Origin of the sequence: Propionivibrio sp., from assembly GCF_047602565.1 — a bacterium.
Taxonomy (GTDB): domain Bacteria; phylum Pseudomonadota; class Gammaproteobacteria; order Burkholderiales; family Rhodocyclaceae; genus Propionivibrio.
Map to the genome: position 1 here is coordinate 3,389,382 of NZ_JASGGX010000001.1, position 15,008 is coordinate 3,404,389.

At 67.7% G+C, this 15,008-nt stretch carries 16 protein-coding genes; 13 read left to right on the forward strand and 3 right to left on the reverse strand.

Features of this window, described 5'->3' with window-relative positions:
• The first annotated feature begins 52 nt into the window (after positions 1-52).
• Genes QM701_RS16095 through thpR form a run of 4 tightly spaced genes read left to right on the forward strand, consistent with a single transcriptional unit; the run spans position 53 to position 2,413 of the window.
• A complete protein-coding gene (locus QM701_RS16095) occupies positions 53-748 on the forward strand; it encodes a molybdopterin molybdotransferase MoeA (RefSeq protein WP_415168028.1) in 696 nt (231 codons plus the stop codon).
• Positions 654-1,313: a molybdopterin molybdotransferase MoeA gene (locus tag QM701_RS16100; protein WP_415169415.1), complete on the forward strand. Its 660-nt coding sequence runs from the start codon at positions 654-656 to the stop codon at positions 1,311-1,313. The genes QM701_RS16095 and QM701_RS16100 overlap by 95 nt, the downstream gene beginning before the upstream one ends.
• Positions 1,310-1,870 (forward strand): molybdopterin adenylyltransferase, encoded by a 561-nt coding sequence (mog, locus tag QM701_RS16105; RefSeq protein ID WP_415168029.1) that lies wholly within the window; start codon positions 1,310-1,312, stop codon positions 1,868-1,870. Before QM701_RS16100 ends, mog begins: the two co-directional genes overlap by 4 nt.
• A 15-nt stretch (positions 1,871-1,885) precedes the next feature.
• On the forward strand, positions 1,886-2,413 hold the full coding sequence (gene thpR, locus QM701_RS16110) for an RNA 2',3'-cyclic phosphodiesterase (protein WP_415168030.1): 528 nt from the start codon (positions 1,886-1,888) through the stop codon (positions 2,411-2,413).
• A gap of 16 nt (positions 2,414-2,429) precedes the next feature.
• Here the strand turns inward: thpR and infA are convergent, their stop codons facing one another.
• The 3 genes from infA to QM701_RS16125 all read right to left on the reverse strand — a co-directional run bounded on the left by infA (position 2,430) and on the right by QM701_RS16125 (position 5,722).
• A complete protein-coding gene (gene infA / locus QM701_RS16115; RefSeq protein ID WP_415168031.1) occupies positions 2,430-2,690 on the reverse strand; it encodes a translation initiation factor IF-1 in 261 nt (86 codons plus the stop codon).
• A gap of 115 nt (positions 2,691-2,805) precedes the next feature.
• Positions 2,806-3,012: a cold-shock protein gene (locus QM701_RS16120; protein WP_415168032.1), complete on the reverse strand. Its 207-nt coding sequence runs from the start codon at positions 3,010-3,012 to the stop codon at positions 2,806-2,808.
• A 253-nt stretch (positions 3,013-3,265) separates the two neighbouring features.
• Complete coding sequence (locus QM701_RS16125) at positions 3,266-5,722, reverse strand: EAL and GGDEF domain-containing protein (protein ID WP_415168033.1); 2,457 nt, start codon at positions 5,720-5,722, stop codon at positions 3,266-3,268.
• Between the two features lie 189 nt (positions 5,723-5,911).
• Here QM701_RS16125 and QM701_RS16130 point away from each other — a divergent pair, with 189 nt between their 5' ends.
• The 9 genes from QM701_RS16130 to QM701_RS16170 all read left to right on the forward strand — a co-directional run bounded on the left by QM701_RS16130 (position 5,912) and on the right by QM701_RS16170 (position 14,909).
• Positions 5,912-6,196: a CC/Se motif family (seleno)protein gene (locus tag QM701_RS16130; RefSeq protein ID WP_415168034.1), complete on the forward strand. Its 285-nt coding sequence runs from the start codon at positions 5,912-5,914 to the stop codon at positions 6,194-6,196.
• Positions 6,197-6,454: 258 nt separating this feature from the next.
• Positions 6,455-7,318: a DMT family transporter gene (locus QM701_RS16135; protein WP_415168035.1), complete on the forward strand. Its 864-nt coding sequence runs from the start codon at positions 6,455-6,457 to the stop codon at positions 7,316-7,318.
• A 271-nt stretch (positions 7,319-7,589) separates the two neighbouring features.
• Positions 7,590-8,390: an IclR family transcriptional regulator gene (locus QM701_RS16140; protein WP_415168036.1), complete on the forward strand. Its 801-nt coding sequence runs from the start codon at positions 7,590-7,592 to the stop codon at positions 8,388-8,390.
• Between the two features lie 45 nt (positions 8,391-8,435).
• Positions 8,436-9,086: a bifunctional 4-hydroxy-2-oxoglutarate aldolase/2-dehydro-3-deoxy-phosphogluconate aldolase gene (eda, locus tag QM701_RS16145; RefSeq protein WP_415168037.1), complete on the forward strand. Its 651-nt coding sequence runs from the start codon at positions 8,436-8,438 to the stop codon at positions 9,084-9,086.
• A 2-nt stretch (positions 9,087-9,088) separates the two neighbouring features.
• The gene (locus QM701_RS16150) at positions 9,089-10,543 is read left to right on the forward strand and encodes a PfkB family carbohydrate kinase (protein WP_415169416.1); all 1,455 of its coding nucleotides are present in this window, start codon (positions 9,089-9,091) and stop codon (positions 10,541-10,543) included.
• Positions 10,544-10,577: 34 nt separating this feature from the next.
• Positions 10,578-12,080 (forward strand): tripartite tricarboxylate transporter permease, encoded by a 1,503-nt coding sequence (locus tag QM701_RS16155; protein ID WP_415168038.1) that lies wholly within the window; start codon positions 10,578-10,580, stop codon positions 12,078-12,080.
• Between the two features lie 106 nt (positions 12,081-12,186).
• Entirely contained in the window at positions 12,187-13,155 is a 969-nt protein-coding gene (locus tag QM701_RS16160; protein ID WP_415168039.1) for a Bug family tripartite tricarboxylate transporter substrate binding protein, read from the forward strand.
• A gap of 97 nt (positions 13,156-13,252) precedes the next feature.
• Positions 13,253-13,912 (forward strand): 2-dehydro-3-deoxy-6-phosphogalactonate aldolase, encoded by a 660-nt coding sequence (locus QM701_RS16165; protein WP_415168040.1) that lies wholly within the window; start codon positions 13,253-13,255, stop codon positions 13,910-13,912.
• A 46-nt stretch (positions 13,913-13,958) separates the two neighbouring features.
• A complete protein-coding gene (locus tag QM701_RS16170) occupies positions 13,959-14,909 on the forward strand; it encodes a PfkB family carbohydrate kinase (RefSeq protein ID WP_415168041.1) in 951 nt (316 codons plus the stop codon).
• Positions 14,910-15,008: the final 99 nt, after the last annotated feature.

The window sequence follows — 15,008 nt, forward strand, 5'->3', positions numbered from 1 at the left end:
GCCGCACAGCGCCGCCCCGGCCGCCATTGAAAACCATCTGAAAGGTGAGGCAGTGAGCAAGAACAGCAATTTGTCCGTGGGGGACGCCCAGGCCTGCGTGCTGCGGTACGCGGCCCCCGGCGCCGTCGAGGAAGTGCCGATCGAGCGCGCGCTCGGGCGGGTGCTGGCGGAGGACGTGCACGCCAACCGCGACCAGCCGCCCTGCGACGTGTCGGCGATGGACGGCTTCGCCGTGCGCGCCGCCGATCTGGCGGCCGGCGGCGCGGTGTTGACCATCGTCGAGGACATCAAGGCCGGCGATCGTCCGCGCCATGCCGTCGCCAGCGGCGAGTGCGCGCGCATCATGACCGGCGCGCCGGTGCCCGCCGGCGCTGACGCGGTGATCCGGGTCGAGGATACCGCGCAGCTGACCGACGACACCGTCGAGATCGCGCTGCCGGTGAAGCCGGGCAACGACATCCGCGTGCGCGGCGAGAGCATGCGCCACGGCGAGGTGGTGCTGACGCGCGGCACGGAAATCACGCCGGGCGTGATCGGCGTGCTGGCCACCGCCAAGCGTGCCCGCCTGCCGGTGTATGGCCGTCCGCGCGTGGCCATCCTGTCGAACGGGCGACGAACTGGAAGCCATGGAAGATCCCTTCGACGCCGAGCGGATTCCCGAGTCGAACAGCTACGCGCTGATGGCGCAGATTCAGGCGCTCGGCATCGAGCCGGTGCGCCTGGGCATCGCCCGCGACGACCCGGATGAACTGGCCCGTTGCCTGCGGCAGGGACTGGAATATGACGTGCTGCTGGTGTCCGGCGGCTCGTCGGTCGGCGTACACGACCACGTGCGGCCGACGCTGGCAGCGCTCGACGTGGAGATGCATTTCTGGCGCGTCGAGATGAAACCGGGGCACCCGCTGGCCTTCGGCACGCGCGGCGGGCGGCTGGTCTTCGGCCTGCCGGGCAATCCGGTATCGAGCATGGTCTGCTTCGAGCAGTTCGTGCTGCCGGCGCTGCGCCGGCGCATGGGCCACGCGAAGCTGTTCCGGCGCGCCGTCGTGGCGACGCTGGCGCAGCCCGTCAGGCATCAGCCGGGGCGGGCCGAGTTCGTGCGCGTCACGCTGTCGGCGGACGCCGCGGGCCGCCTCCACGCGCGCGCCACCGGCCCGCAGAGTAGCGGCAACCTGGTGTCGATGGCGCGCGCCGACGGCCTGCTGGTCGTGCCGCAGGACAGCGAGGGGCTGGCGGCGGGCGCGGCGGTGCAGGTCCAGCTGTTCGACGCGAGCATGTTCCAGGAGGTGTCGGGCTTCATGGAGGTGGCGTCATGAGCGGCGGTGGCGCGCGGCCAGTCGTGCGCGTCGGTATCGTCACGGTTTCCGACCGGGCGAGCCAGGGCGTTTACGAGGACAAGGGTGGGCCGGCGATCCGCGATTGGCTGGCGCGCGCGCTGGTCGGCCCGTGGGAGACCGTGGCGCGGGTCATCCCCGACGAGCAGGCGCGGATCGAGGCGACCCTGATCGAGCTGGCCGATGCCGAGGGCTGCAGCCTGGTGGTGACCACCGGCGGCACCGGGCCGGCGTTGCGCGACGTGACGCCGGAGGCGACCGAGGCGGTGTGCACCAAGATGCTGCCGGGTTTCGGCGAGCTGATGCGCATGGCATCGCTGAAGTTCGTGCCGACGGCGATCCTCTCGCGGCAGACGGCCGGCATCCGCGGCAGCTGCCTGATCGTCAACCTGCCCGGCAAGCCGTCGGCCATCGACGATTGCCTGCAGGCGGTCTTTCCCGCCATCCCGTACTGCGTCGATCTGATCGAGGGCGCGTACATCGAGACCGACGCCGCGTTCTGCAAGGCGTTCCGTCCGGCGCACGCGGCCAGGAAATAGCGGCGCGGAGGCGGCATGCGGCTCTTCTTCGCCCTGTGGCCGCCGGAATCCGTGGCCGAAACGCTGGCCGCCGAGGCGCACGCCCTGGCGCATCGTTTCGGCGGCAAGGCGACGCGGCGGGAAACCATCCACCTGACCCTGGCCTTTCTCGGCGAGGTGGACGACGCGCGGCTGCCGCAGGTGATCGAAGCGGCGCGCGGGGTCCGGGCCAGGCCGTTCGAACTGCGCATCGACCGCCTGGGCTACTGGCGCCACAACCGGCTGATCTGGGCGGGATGCTCGGCGGAGGCGCCGCCGTTGCGGGAACTGGCCGACGCGCTGCGCGAACGGCTGCGCGCGGCGGGGACGCCCGGCGACGAAGCGCAGGGCTTCGTGCCGCATCTGACGCTGGTGCGCAATGCGCGCGTCGCGGCGCCGGCGGAGCTACCGGCCCTGGCACCGCTGGTGTGGCGCTGCGAGGGGTTCGTGCTGGTCCGCTCGCGGCGGACGGAGGCAGGGTCTGGCTACCTCGCCGTCGCTGAATTTCCCCGCGGCGACGGGTAGGCGGAAAGCGGGCGCCTCAGCGGCGCCGCGGCGTGCGGGCCGCCACCGGCGGCCGGCCTTCGATGTGCCGGAAGGTGATGCGGCCCTTGCTCATGTCGTAGGGCGAGATTTCCAGCGACACCTTGTCGCCCGCCAGAATACGGATGTGATGCTTGCGCATCTTGCCCGCCGTGTAGGCGACCAGGCTGTGCCCATTGTCCAGCAGGACGAGGTAGCGGGCGTCGGGCAGGTTTTCCACGACGACGCCTTGCATTTCGAGCAGTTCTTCTTTGGCCATGAACGCGCCTCCTTGAAAAGTGAAAACCCGGCGCGGAGCCGGGTTCCATCAGGGCGCAGAGAGGCGGGCGGCGTCCGCCCGCCAAAATGAGCCGCAATGCGGTTCAGTCTGCGGTTCAGTCGGCGACGCGGATGTTCGAGGCCTGCTTGCCCTTGGGGCCCTGGGTGATGTCGAAGGTCACGCGCTGGCCTTCGGCCAGGCTCTTGAAACCGTTCGATTGAATGGCGGAAAAGTGCGCGAACACGTCTTCGCCGCCGTTGTCCTGCGAGATGAAGCCGAAGCCCTTGGAGTCGTTAAACCACTTGACGGTACCTGTTGCCATAATCTGAATATCCAAAAAAATTTGAAAAGGGGACCGGCCCCTTGCTTGAGGGCGAGGATCAAGAAAGCGAGATGACCAACGGGGAAGTGGTCTGCGGAACGCAGAGGAGCTAACCAGGGAACAGCTGCACGGACTTGAAGATCGCTGCCCGACACTATGCGCCAAATTGCGGAAAAATACAACAACTTTTTGATTTTTATTGAAAAAAATCAATTCGCATCGGCTTGCGCGACGGCGCCGGTCCCCCGGCGGCTCAGCGCAGCCGGCGCATCAGCGTCTCGAACTCGTCGATCGGCAGCGGGCGGCTGGCCAGGTAGCCCTGGTAGATGTCGCAGCCCTTCTTCCTGAGGAAGGCCAGCTGTTCGGCCGTCTCGACGCCTTCGGCCACCACGCGGAAACCCAGCGTGTGCCCCATCTGGATGATCGCCGTGACGATCTCGCGGTCGTCCTTGCGCTGCGCGAGGTGCAGGACGAAGCTGCTGTCGATCTTGAGCACGTCCAGCGGAAAGCGCTTCAGGTAGGCGAGCGAGGAGTAGCCGGTGCCGAAGTCGTCGACCGCGATGCGAATGTCGTTGGCGCGCAGTTTCTGCAGCTGCGGCACGACCTGTTCCGGACTGGACATCAGCGACGACTCGGTGATCTCGATCTCCAGCAGCGCGGGCGGAAAGCCGGTTTCGGCCAGGGTGGCGAGGACTTCGTCGGCGAAGCCGGGGGCGTGCAGCTGCTTGGCCGAGACGTTGACCGCGAGCATCAGCGGCGGATGCCCGGCGTCGATCCAGCCGCGCCCGATGCGGCAGGTCTCGCGCAGCACCCGGCGCCCGAGCGAGAAGATCAGGCCGGTATCCTCGGCCAGCGGGATGAAGCGGTTCGAGGTGATCGTGCCGGATTCCTGCGAATCCCAGCTGACCAGCGCCTCGGCGCCGACGATCAGGCCGCTGCCGATGTCGATCTGCGGCTGGAAGCGCATCTGCAGTTCGCCTTCGTCGATGGCGTGGCGCAGCCGGCTTTCCATGGCGATGCGCTGGCGCGCGTCGTCGGTGAGGTTCTCGGAGAAGAACCGGTAGCTCGAACGCCCCTCCTTCTTGGCGCTGTACATCGCCGCGTCGGCCTGCTGCAGCAGTTCCTCCGGCGTGGTCGCCGGCCCCGGGTAGAGGGCGATGCCGATGCTGGCCGCGACGCGCACCTCGGCGTCGTTGGGCAGGTACCACGGCGCTTCGAGCAGGGCCAGGATGTCGCCGGCGATCTGGCCGGCATCCTCGGGGCGCGCGATGCGGTCGAGCCAGACCGCGAATTCGTCGCCGCCCAGCCGCGCCAGCATCTCGTTGTCGCGGCGGCGCGTCTTCAGCCGCTGGGCGACCTGCACCAGCAGGTTGTCGCCGATCAGGTGGCCGAAGCTGTCGTTGATGTCCTTGAAGCGGTCGAGGTCGATCAGCAGCAGGGCGCACAGCCCTTTCTCCCGCCGCGTCTTGGTCATGGCGTGTTCGAGGCGCGAGAACAGCATCGGGCGGTTGGGTAGGTGCGTCAGCGGATCGTGCTGGGTGAGGAATTCCAGCCGCTCCTGCGAGGCGCGGATCGAGGAGACGTCGGTGAACACGGCGACGTAGTGGGCGACTTCGCCGTTGTCGTCCTTGACCGCGTTGATCGTGGTCAGCTGCGGGTAGGCCTCGCCGTTCTTGCGCCGGCTCCACAGCTCGCCCTGCCAGTAGCCGCTGGCGCGCAGCCGGGCGCGGATGTCGCTGAAGAAGCTGGTGCGCTGCCGCCCCGGCAGCATCAGCGTCGGCACCTTGCCGCGGACTTCGTCCGGGGTGTAGCCGGAAATCAGCGTGAAGGCGCGGTTGACCGACAGGATGCGCGCCTCGGCGTCGGTGATCACCACGCCTTCCCGGGTGTTCTCGAAGACGATCGCCGCTTGGTGCAGCACCCGCTCGGTCTCCTTGCGCGCCATGATGTCGGTGAACGTTCCGGACATCATGGCGGGCCGGCCGTCGGCCTCGCGCTCGACGATGCGCCCGCGGGTCAGCATCCAGCGCCACTCGCCGGCTTTCGTCCGAAAGCGCACTTCGACCTCATGCACGGGCGACTGCCCGGCGAAGTGCTGGTCGATCGACGCCTTGGCCTTGATCAGGTCGTCCGGGTGGATGTATTCGCCCCATTTTTCCACGGCGGCGTCCATCTCGCCCTGCGCGTAGCCCAGCATCGCCTCGAAGCCGGGGCTGACGGCGAAGGTGCCGGTGCGCAGGTCCCAGTCCCAGAAGCCCTGCTCCGAGCCTTCGATGACGCGGTTTAGGCGCCGTTCGCGCTCGATCAGCGCGGCCTCGGTCCGCTTGCGTTCGGTGATGTCGTCGAGGGTGGCGAGGAAATCCCCGGCGCGCGGGCAATAGACCGAGATCGAAAACCAGGTGCGCCGCGCGGCGAGGTGGTACTCGAAACGCTCGGGCCCGCCGCCGCCGGCGACGCGGCCGCAGATCCGCAGCAGTTTCCCGTCGTTTTCGCGCAATCCCGGGATGATCTCCGACGCCGCCCGTCCGGCCGCGTCGGCGAGTCCGGTCTGCTTGGCGAACGCCGGGTTGACGCCGAGAATGCGGAAGTCAACAGGCGCGCCGTCTTCCAGGATCATCCGGCAGTACGCCACGCCGCTGAGCGAGTCCTCGAACAGGGCGCGACAGGCGGTTCTGTCCATTTTCCAGTCGTTCATCGGGGGTCGGGTCATGCGCGGCGTGTGTGTCCGGAGTTGCCTGTCCGAGGCGGGTGGATGTCGATAGTAGCAATCCGGCGCCGTGTTGTGTCGTTCCGCGTCGATCGGATGAACCGGACGAAACGCCGCGCTGTCAATACGGGTGCGCGTCCCGTCCGGGCGTCGCCGGCCGTATCCATGCATGCCAAACCGGGAGGAAGTCCTTTGATTACGTTTTCCGAAGATGCCCTGGCCCTCGTCGGGGAAAAACAATCGCCTGTGTTCATCGACGTTCCTTACACGCTGCGCGGTTGCTGTTTCGATATGACCGAATGTCCGGCGGTGCGTTTCGGCGAACCGGTGAATTCCTCCGGCTACGTCCGCCAGGACGCCCAGGGCGTGACGCTCTACGTGCCCAGCTGCCTGTCCGGCAACGACTCGCTGACCATCCGCATGCGCAGCCTGCTCGGCTTCCGCAGCCTGGTCATCGACGGCTGGAAATTGACCTGACCGCGCGGCCGGTTCCGGCGTTGCCGCGGGTTGCGCCGGACCGCGAAATTCCGGCGGCACGCGGCGGGCCGCGCATGGCGCGGCGTCCTCGCCGGATGCCGCGGGCAAAAAGGCGGTAAAGTACGCCTTGCCGCCCGCTTCGCGCCGTCCCCGCTTTCCGGCCTGCCGGGAAAAGCCGGCGCGGCCGCGGCAAGTCGTTGCGCATTTTCCCTTTTCGTTTCGAGCGTCGGCCGCACGTTACCGGGTATCTTTTTCGTCGTGAATATCAAGCATCTTTCCGGTTTCCTCCTGTTTCCCTTTGCCCTGCTGATTTTTGCGGTATCCGACGCGACGGCGAAATACATGTCGGTCTATTTCGCGGTGCCCCTGCTGGCGTGGGCGCGCTACATCACGCACCTCGCCTTCATGCTGGTGACCGTGGCGCCCAGGATGGGGCGCGACCTGGTGGCCACCTCGCGGCCCTGGCTGATGATGTTCCGCGGGTTCACGCAGGTCGCCAGCACCCTGTTCGTCCTGATGGCCTTCCGCACCCTGCCGCTGGCCGAGACCACCGCGCTGGTGTTCGTCACGCCGGTGCTGGTAGCGCTGCTGGCCGGCCCGATGCTCGGCGAGAAAATCCGCCTGCGCAGCTGGCTGGCGACGGTCGCCGGGTTCTGCGGCGTGCTGCTGATCGCCCGGCCGGGCGGCTACATGGACGGCGCGGGCGTAGCCTACGCGCTGGCCTCGGCGCTGTGCTACTCGCTGTACCAGATCCTCACGCGCAAGCTGGCCGCCAGCGAGCCGCCGGTCCGCCAGCTGTTCTACATCGCGCTGGTCGGCTCGCTGGTCATGTCGCCCTTCCTGCCCGCCTTCTGGAGCGATACGCTGCCGACGCCCGGCCAGGCGGCGCTGATCCTTTCGCTGGGGCTGTACGGCGGCGTGGGGCATTTCCTGCTCATCCGCGCCTTCCACGAATCCCCCGCCTCGCGCCTGGCGCCGCTGCTGTACATCCAGATCGTCTGGGCGACGCTGCTCGGCTGGCTGGTCTTCGGGCATTTCCCCGACCGCCTCGCGACCCTCGGCATGCTCGTCATCGGCGCCGCCGGGCTGACCCTCGTCCTCGGCAACCGCGCCTCGCGCTGAGGCGCGGGGCTCAAGCCGATTCCTTCTTTCCCAAGTCGCGGGACGTCCCGTCCCCGTCCTTCCCGCGGCCGCCGTGCGCCCATGTCCCGGGGATTTTCCGGCCATTGCCCCAATCTGGAAAATATTTCCTGGTTAACTTGGAAAACCTTTCTCGTTTGAATTAAACTCGCGCCAGCATCGTTTTCCGACTGCCGGAAAAATAAAGAATGAGAATCCGGAGTGCCATCCGGGTGGGTCCGCGAGGGAAGCCTCGCATTGGCGGCGAGAGGGTATGGCTAACATCAGTGTTTCGTCCGTAGAGCGCGGCCTGGCGATACTGGAGCTGCTGGTCGAACGCAGCGAAGGTCTGCAGATCAGCGAGATCGCCCGCCATCTGTCCCTGCCTTTGAGCGCCGCGCACCGGCTGCTGCAGGCTTTGGTCGGCGCCCATTACGTCAAGCAGGAGGCGCTGAGCGATCGCTACGTGTTGACGCTGAAGCTCGGCGCGATCGGCCTGCGCCACCTGTCCGGCATGAACCTGACCGAAGCCGCCCAGCCCATCCTGGACGATCTGGCGAAAAAAACCGGCGAACTGGTGCGTCTGGCGGTGGTGGAAGACGACGAGATGATCTGGGTGGCCAAGGCCCAGGGCGCGACCGGCGCCATCCGCTGCGATCCGATCAGCGGCCGCCACGTGCCCTTGCACACGACGGGCATGGGCAAGGCGTGGCTGGCCAGCATGCCCGAGAAGGAAGCCATCGAGAAGGTCGTGGCGCGCGGCTTCGACGCCGAGCTGCTGGGTCCGAACGCCATCCGCACCGTGGCCGAACTGCGCCGCGAAATCCGCAAGACGCGCGCCATGGGCTTCGCGTTCAACGACCAGGAATCGGAGCTCGGACTTTCGGCGATCGCCATGCTGGTCACGGACAGGAGCAAGGCGAACCGCGTCGTCGGCGCGGTTTCCATCGGCGGGCCGACGTTCCGTCTCGGCCGGGAGAAACTGGCGTCCTTCGCCGAACCGCTGCACCAGGCGATCAGCCAGCTCGAGCAGATATGGCCGGCGCGCGCTCATGCGAACGCCAGGGGGTCTTGAGCCACGGCATGAATTCCGCGCGGCCGCCGCGCGTCCCAAGGAGAAATGATGCAGGTCGAGAAGCAAAAGATGCGGGAGATCCTGGCATGCGTGCCAGTGATGCCGGTACTGACGGTTCATGACGCGGGCGTGGCGGCGGATCTGGCGCGCGCGCTGGTGGAGGGAGGCATCTCCGTCTTCGAAGTGCTGATGCGGACGCCCGCGGCGGCGGAGGCCATCCGCGCCATGGTCCGCGCGGCGCCGGAGGCGCGGATCGGCGCGGGAACCCTGCTGCGCCCCGACGACGTGGCGCGCGCCGTCGACGCCGGCGCGGCGTTCGGCGTGGCGCCCGGGCTGACCGAGACGCTGGCGCGCGCGGTCAACGCCGCCGGGCTGCCGTTCCTGCCCGGCGTGTCTACCGCCAGCGAAGTCATAGCCGCGATGGAGCAGGGCTTTTTCGAGCAGAAGCTGTTTCCCGCGCACGGCGGTGCCGGCATCACGTGGCTGCAGAGCATGGCCGGCGTTTTCCCGGCGGTGACCTTCTGCCCCACCGGCGGCATCAAGGTGGCGGACGTGCCGGGCTATCTCGCCCTGCCCAACTGCGGGACCATTGGCTGTTCCTGGGTGGCGCCCGCCGACCTCGTGCAGGCGCGCGACTGGCCGGCGATCGCCGGGCTGGCGCGCCAGGCGGCGGCCATGACGGGGGCGCGCGCGTGAGCATGGCGGCCGCGCGCCGGCGGATGTTCGCCGCCGGCGCGATCTGCAATTCGAGCATCTACCGGGTCGACGAGGTGCCGCCGCTGCCGTCCAAGGTGCTGGCGTCCGAGATGTGCCAGGTGGTCGACGGCATGGCGCTGTCGGCGGCCTACGCCTTCGTCCGGCTGGGCGGCAGCGCCCAGATCTGCGCGCGCGTCGGCGACGACGACCTCGGCGTCTCGATGCGGCGCACCCTGGCCGCGGAGGGGCTCGATACGTCCGGTCTGCACAGCGTGCCGGGCACCGTGACCTCGCAGGCCACGGTGATCGTCGACCGGCGCGGCGACCGGCTGGTGGTGCCCTACCACGATCATCGCGTGGACAAGTCGCCGGACTGGCTGCCGCTGCACGATATCGCGCGGGCCGACATCGTGCATTGCGATGCGCGCTGGGTCGAGGGCGCCGAGGCGGTCCTGCGCGCGGCCCGCGCGATGCGGGTCCCGAGCATGATCGACGGCGACGTCGCGCCGCGAGACGTGCTGGAACGCCTCGTGCCGCTGGCGACGTATGCGGTGTTCTCCGATGCCGGGCTGCTCATCTACGCGGGCTGCGACGACGTCGAAGCGGCCCTGATGAAAGTGGGCGCCGCGCATCGGGGACACGTGGGCGCCAGTTGCGGCGGCGACGGCTATTACTGGTACGAGGACGGCCGCATCCGCCACGTGGGCGCGCCGCGCATCGAGGTGGTGGACACCCTGTCCGCCGGCGACATCTTCCACGGCGCGCTGGCCTTGGCGCTCATGGAAGGGCGGGCGATCGCCGATGCCGCGCGTTTCGCCTGCGCCGCGGCGTCGCTGAAATGCACGCGCTTTGGCGGGCGGCTCGGGTGCCCGACGCGCGGCGAGGTCGAACGCGGCCGTGGCAGCCACCTACGGGCAGGATATGCCGGTGAATTGAACGAAGTCAGGGAGCACGCAAAAGAGGACGATGCAATGCAAACAGAAACGAAAGAAACCGGCGGCAAGACGTTTTCCGGCTGGGTGAAGCGGCAGAACGCCGGATTCTGGTTCGGGCTCTGCTTCCTGGCGTTTTCCATCCTGTTCTTCCGGATGTCCTTCGACCTGCCGTACCAGTCGAAACTGGGCGCCGGGCCGGGCATGTATCCGCGCTGGCTCTCCGGACTCTCGATCGGCGTGGCGCTGCTCTACATCTGGCAGTCCTGCACCGTGCAGGTGTTCCGGGTTGGCGACTGCTTCCCCGGACGGCGGGCGCTGAGCAACGTGGCCGAGGTGTTCATCTCGTGCGTCGTCTTCCTGCTGCTGCTCAACACCGTCGGCTTCATCGTCGCCGGCTCGCTGCTGCTGTTCATCATGTTCGTGCGCCATTACCGGCTGGTGCACGCCGTGGCTTTGTCGATCGGCATCACCCTGATCTGCTACCTGATCTTCAAGGTCTGTTTTTCCGTGCCGCTGCCATGAGCGCCGGCGCCCAGTTCGCTGCAGGAGTGAGCCGATGGATTCGTTGATGGGGTTGTTGTCCGGTTTCGCGGTCGCCATGACCTGGCAGAACCTGCTGTATTGCCTGATCGGCGTGACCGTCGGCCAGCTGGTCGGCGTGCTGCCGGGCATCGGGCCGACCACTGCGACGGCGCTGCTGATTCCGCTGACCTACGGCATGTCGCCCGTGTCGGCCATCATCATGCTCTCGGGCATCTACTACGGCGGCATGTACGGCGGGACGATCACCTCGGTGCTGATCAACACGCCCGGCGAGGCGGCCTCGGTGATCACCTGCCTGGACGGCCATGAGATGGCCAAGCAGGGGCGGGCCGGCGTGGCGCTCGGGGTGGCCGCCATCGGCTCGTTCATCGGCGGCATCGCGTCGATCGTCGGCCTGGTGCTGATCGGGCCGCCGCTGGCGGATTTCGCCCTGCGCTTCGGGCCGACCGAGATGTTCTCGCTGATGCTGTTCGGCCTGACCATGGTCGTCGGCCTGATGGGCGCGTCGATCGTGCGCGGGCTGGTGGCCATGTTCCTCGGCCTGTCCCTGTCGATCATCGGCATGGACCCGATTTCCGGCGTGCTGCGCTACACCTTCAACCAGCCGTTCCTGATCAACGGCCTGGATCTCGTCACCATTGCCATGGGATTGTTCGGGCTCTCCGAAATCTTCCTCGGCATGGAAAACCTGTCGGCGGTCGGCAAGCCGGAAAAGCTGACCAGCCTTTTCCCCCGGAAGGACGAGCTCAAATCGACGAGCGGCGCCATCCTGCGCGGCACCGGCCTGGGCTTCCTGATCGGCCTGATTCCCGGCACCAATTCGGCCATCCCGGCGCTGCTCTCCTATTCGATGGAGAAAAAGCTGTCGAAGACGCCTGGCAAGTTCGGCAAGGGGGCGATCGAAGGCGTGGCCGGGCCGGAAACCGCGAACAATTCGTACTGCGGCGGCGCCATGATCCCGCTGCTCACCCTGGGCATCCCGAGTTCGCCGACCATCGCCATCCTGCTCGGGGCCTTCATCATGCACGGCCTGACGCCGGGGCCGATCCTGTTCGCGCAGAACCCGACCTTCGTCTGGGGCGTCATCGCCAGCATGTTCATCGGCAACGCCATGCTGCTGGTCATGAACCTGCCGCTGGCCGGCTGGTGGGCGAGGATCGCCCTGATTCCGGCCAAGCTCTTGTATCCGATCGTCCTGATCATCTCCATCGTCGGCGCCTACACGGTGTCGAACGACCTGTGGGACGTCGGCGTGATGCTGGTGTTCGGCGTGATCGGCTACGTGATGAAGAAGATCGACATCCCGATGGCGCCGATCGTCCTGACCTACGTGCTCGGCACCATGATGGAGAAGGCGCTGCTGCAGTCCGTGAAGATGAACAACGGCAGCCTGATCGGCCTGGTGCAGAGCCCGATCTCGCTGGCCATGCTGATTCTCGCGGCGGTCGTGCTGAGCGGCAGCGTGTATGCGGAAATCAAGAACAAGAAGTCGGTCATCGCCGGGGAAGTGGATTGAGCCGCCGGCATGGAGAGGATGATCGTTTGAGCGCGCGGCGCGCGTTCCTCGCGCGGCGGCGGTTTCGTGGAGTGAAGGAAGCAGTCATCAACCAAGGAGGGAAGAGATGAAAAAGCTAAGCATGTTGTCCGCGGCGGTCTCGGCGTTTGCCCTGTTGGCGGGAGGCGCCACGCCGGCGCTGGCGCAGGGAAGTTTCCCGCAGCGCGAAGTCACCATCGTCGTGCCGTTCAACCCGGGCGGCGCGTCGGACATGACCGCGCGCATCATCGCCAAGGGCATGGAACCGGAGCTCGGCAAACCGGTCGTGGTGGTGAACAAGGCGGGCGGTTCCGGCGGCGTCGGCATGTCGCAGGTCGCGCGCAGCGCGCCGGACGGCTACACCCTGAGTTACATCCCCGTCGAGCTGGTCATGCACAAGGCGCTCAAGCTGTCCGACCTCGAACCGAGTTCCTTCGAGTTCATCGGCCAGACGACGATGGTGCCGTCGGCGGTGACCGTGCCGGCCGATGCGCCGTACAACACCATCGAGGATTTCATCAAGTACGCCAAGGCCAATCCGGGCAAGGTGCGCGTCGGCAATTCGGGCGCGGGGTCGATCTGGCACATCGCCGCGTCGGCGCTGGAAGGCAACCAGAAAGTGACCTTCAACCACATCCCGTTCGAAGGCGCCGCGCCGGCCGTGACGGCGTTGATGGGCAAGCACATCGAGGCGGTGACGGTCAACGCCGGCGAGGTCAAGGCGGGTGTGGATGCCGGCAAGCTGAAGATCCTGGCGATCATGACGCCGGAACGCGATCCGGCCTTCCCGAAGGTGCCGACGCTGATCGAAAGCGGGATCAATCTGGAGTTCGTCGGCTGGGGCGGTTTCGCCGTGCCGAAGGGAACGCCGAAGCCCGTGGTGGACAAGCTCGCCGCGGCCCTGCAGAAGGCGGCCAGCACCGAGGAGTTCAAGAACTTCATCACCTCCCGGGGCATGATCGTCAAGTACAGGAATCCCGAGGATTGCCGCAAGTTCGTTGATAGCCAGTACGTGTTCTTCAACGATCTGCTGTCGAAGATGGAACTCGGCAAGTGATGTCGCGCCGCCGCCGGGTTCCGGCCGGGCGGCGGCATCGGCGCATGCTGCGATGCGCGGTTTTTTTCAAGCAGACGTCGTTGAAACGGTAAAGCACATGACTTCCAAGATTACACTGAAAGAGCGTTTCGCTGCGGCGGTCGCCGCGCTGCCCCTGGTGGCGGTTCTGCGGGGAATCCGTCCGGAGGAAAGCGAAGGGATCGGCCGTATTCTTTATGACGCGGGCTTTCGCCTGATCGAAGTGCCGCTCAATTCGCCCGAGCCGTTCGCCAGCATCGCCCGGTTCCGCAAGGCGCTGCCGGACGATGCCCTGGTCGGCGCCGGGACCGTGACGAGCACCGGGCAGGTCCCCCAGCTGCGGGAATGCGGCGGCGAGATGGTGTTCATGCCGCACGCCGACCTGGACGTCGTGCGGGCGGCCAAATCCCTCGGCCTGCTGTGCGTTCCGGGCGTGGCGACGCCGACCGAAGCGTTCGCCGCATTGGCCGCCGGAGCCGATGCGCTGAAGCTGTTCCCGGGGGAGATGATCACGCCCAAGGTGGTCAAGGCGATCCGCGCCGTGCTGCCGAAAGAAACCCTGCTCCTGCCGTTCGGCGGCATCACGCCGGAATCGATGCGCTCCTACATGGAGGCGGGCGCCGGCGCGTTCGGGCTGGGTTCGGGGCTCTACAAGCCGGGCATGCGCGGGGACGAGGTGGCGGCGCGGGCGCATGCCTTCGTCGAGGCGTGGAACGGCCTGACGGCGAACGCCGCATGAGCCGGCCAGCGCGCGGATTTTTCCGCCGGACGGCGAGGGGCGCGGCGTGAGCGGTCCGGCCAGCGTGCCGCCCGGCAAGCGTAAGCGGATGATCGCCGTCGGCGCGGTCTGCTCGGCCACCATCTTCCGCGTCGACCACGTGCCTCCGCTGCCGGCCAAGGTCCTGCCGAGCGAGCGATTCCAACTGGTCGACGGAATGGCCGTATCCGCCGCGTTCGCCTTCGCGCGGCTCGGCGGCAGCGCGCAGGTCTGGTCGCGCATCGGCGACGACTGGCTCGGCCGCATGGCGCGCCAGAGCCTGATCGACGAAGGCTTCGACGTCACCGGCGTGCATGTCGTGCCGGGCGCGGCGACGGCGCAGGTGGCGGTGATCGTGGATCGGCGGGGCGACCGGCTGGTCGTTCCCTTCCACGATGCCAACGCCGACCCGACCCCCGACTGGCTGCCGCTCGGCGAACTCGACGCCGCCGACTTCCTGCATTGCGAGGCGCGCTGGGTCGAGGGTGCTGAAGCAGCGCTCAGGGCCGCGCGGGCGAAAGGAGTGCCGTGCATGGTCGACGGCGAAGTGGCGCCGGCGGAAACGCTGCGCCGGCTGATCCCGCTCGCCGACTACGCCGTCTTTTCCGACGCCGGGCTGCTGGTTTACGCCGGCGGCGGGGACGTCGAACAGGCCCTGCTGCAGGTCGGCGCCGCGCACCACGGCCACGTCGGCGCGAGCTGCGGCGCCGACGGCTACGCCTGGTACGAGAACGGACGCATCCGGCGCGTGCGCGCGCCGCGGATCGAGGTGGTCGATACGCTCGCCGCCGGCGACGTCTTCCATGGCGCGTTTGCCCTGGCGCTGCTCGAAGGCCGGGGCATCGAAGGCGCGGCGCGCTTCGCCTGCGCCGCCGCCTCGCTCAAATGCACGCGCTTCGGCGGCCGCCTGGGGTGCCCGTCGCGCGCTGAAGTCGATGCCTTCCTGGCATCTTCAACCGACGCCGGTACGGCGGCCTGAGCCACCCGCCGGGAGCGGCGCCGTGTTTCCATAACAGTCACAGGTCATCAAATTCAGGGAGTGCGGTCATGTTGATTTCCTATGCGTTACCCGTTTCCG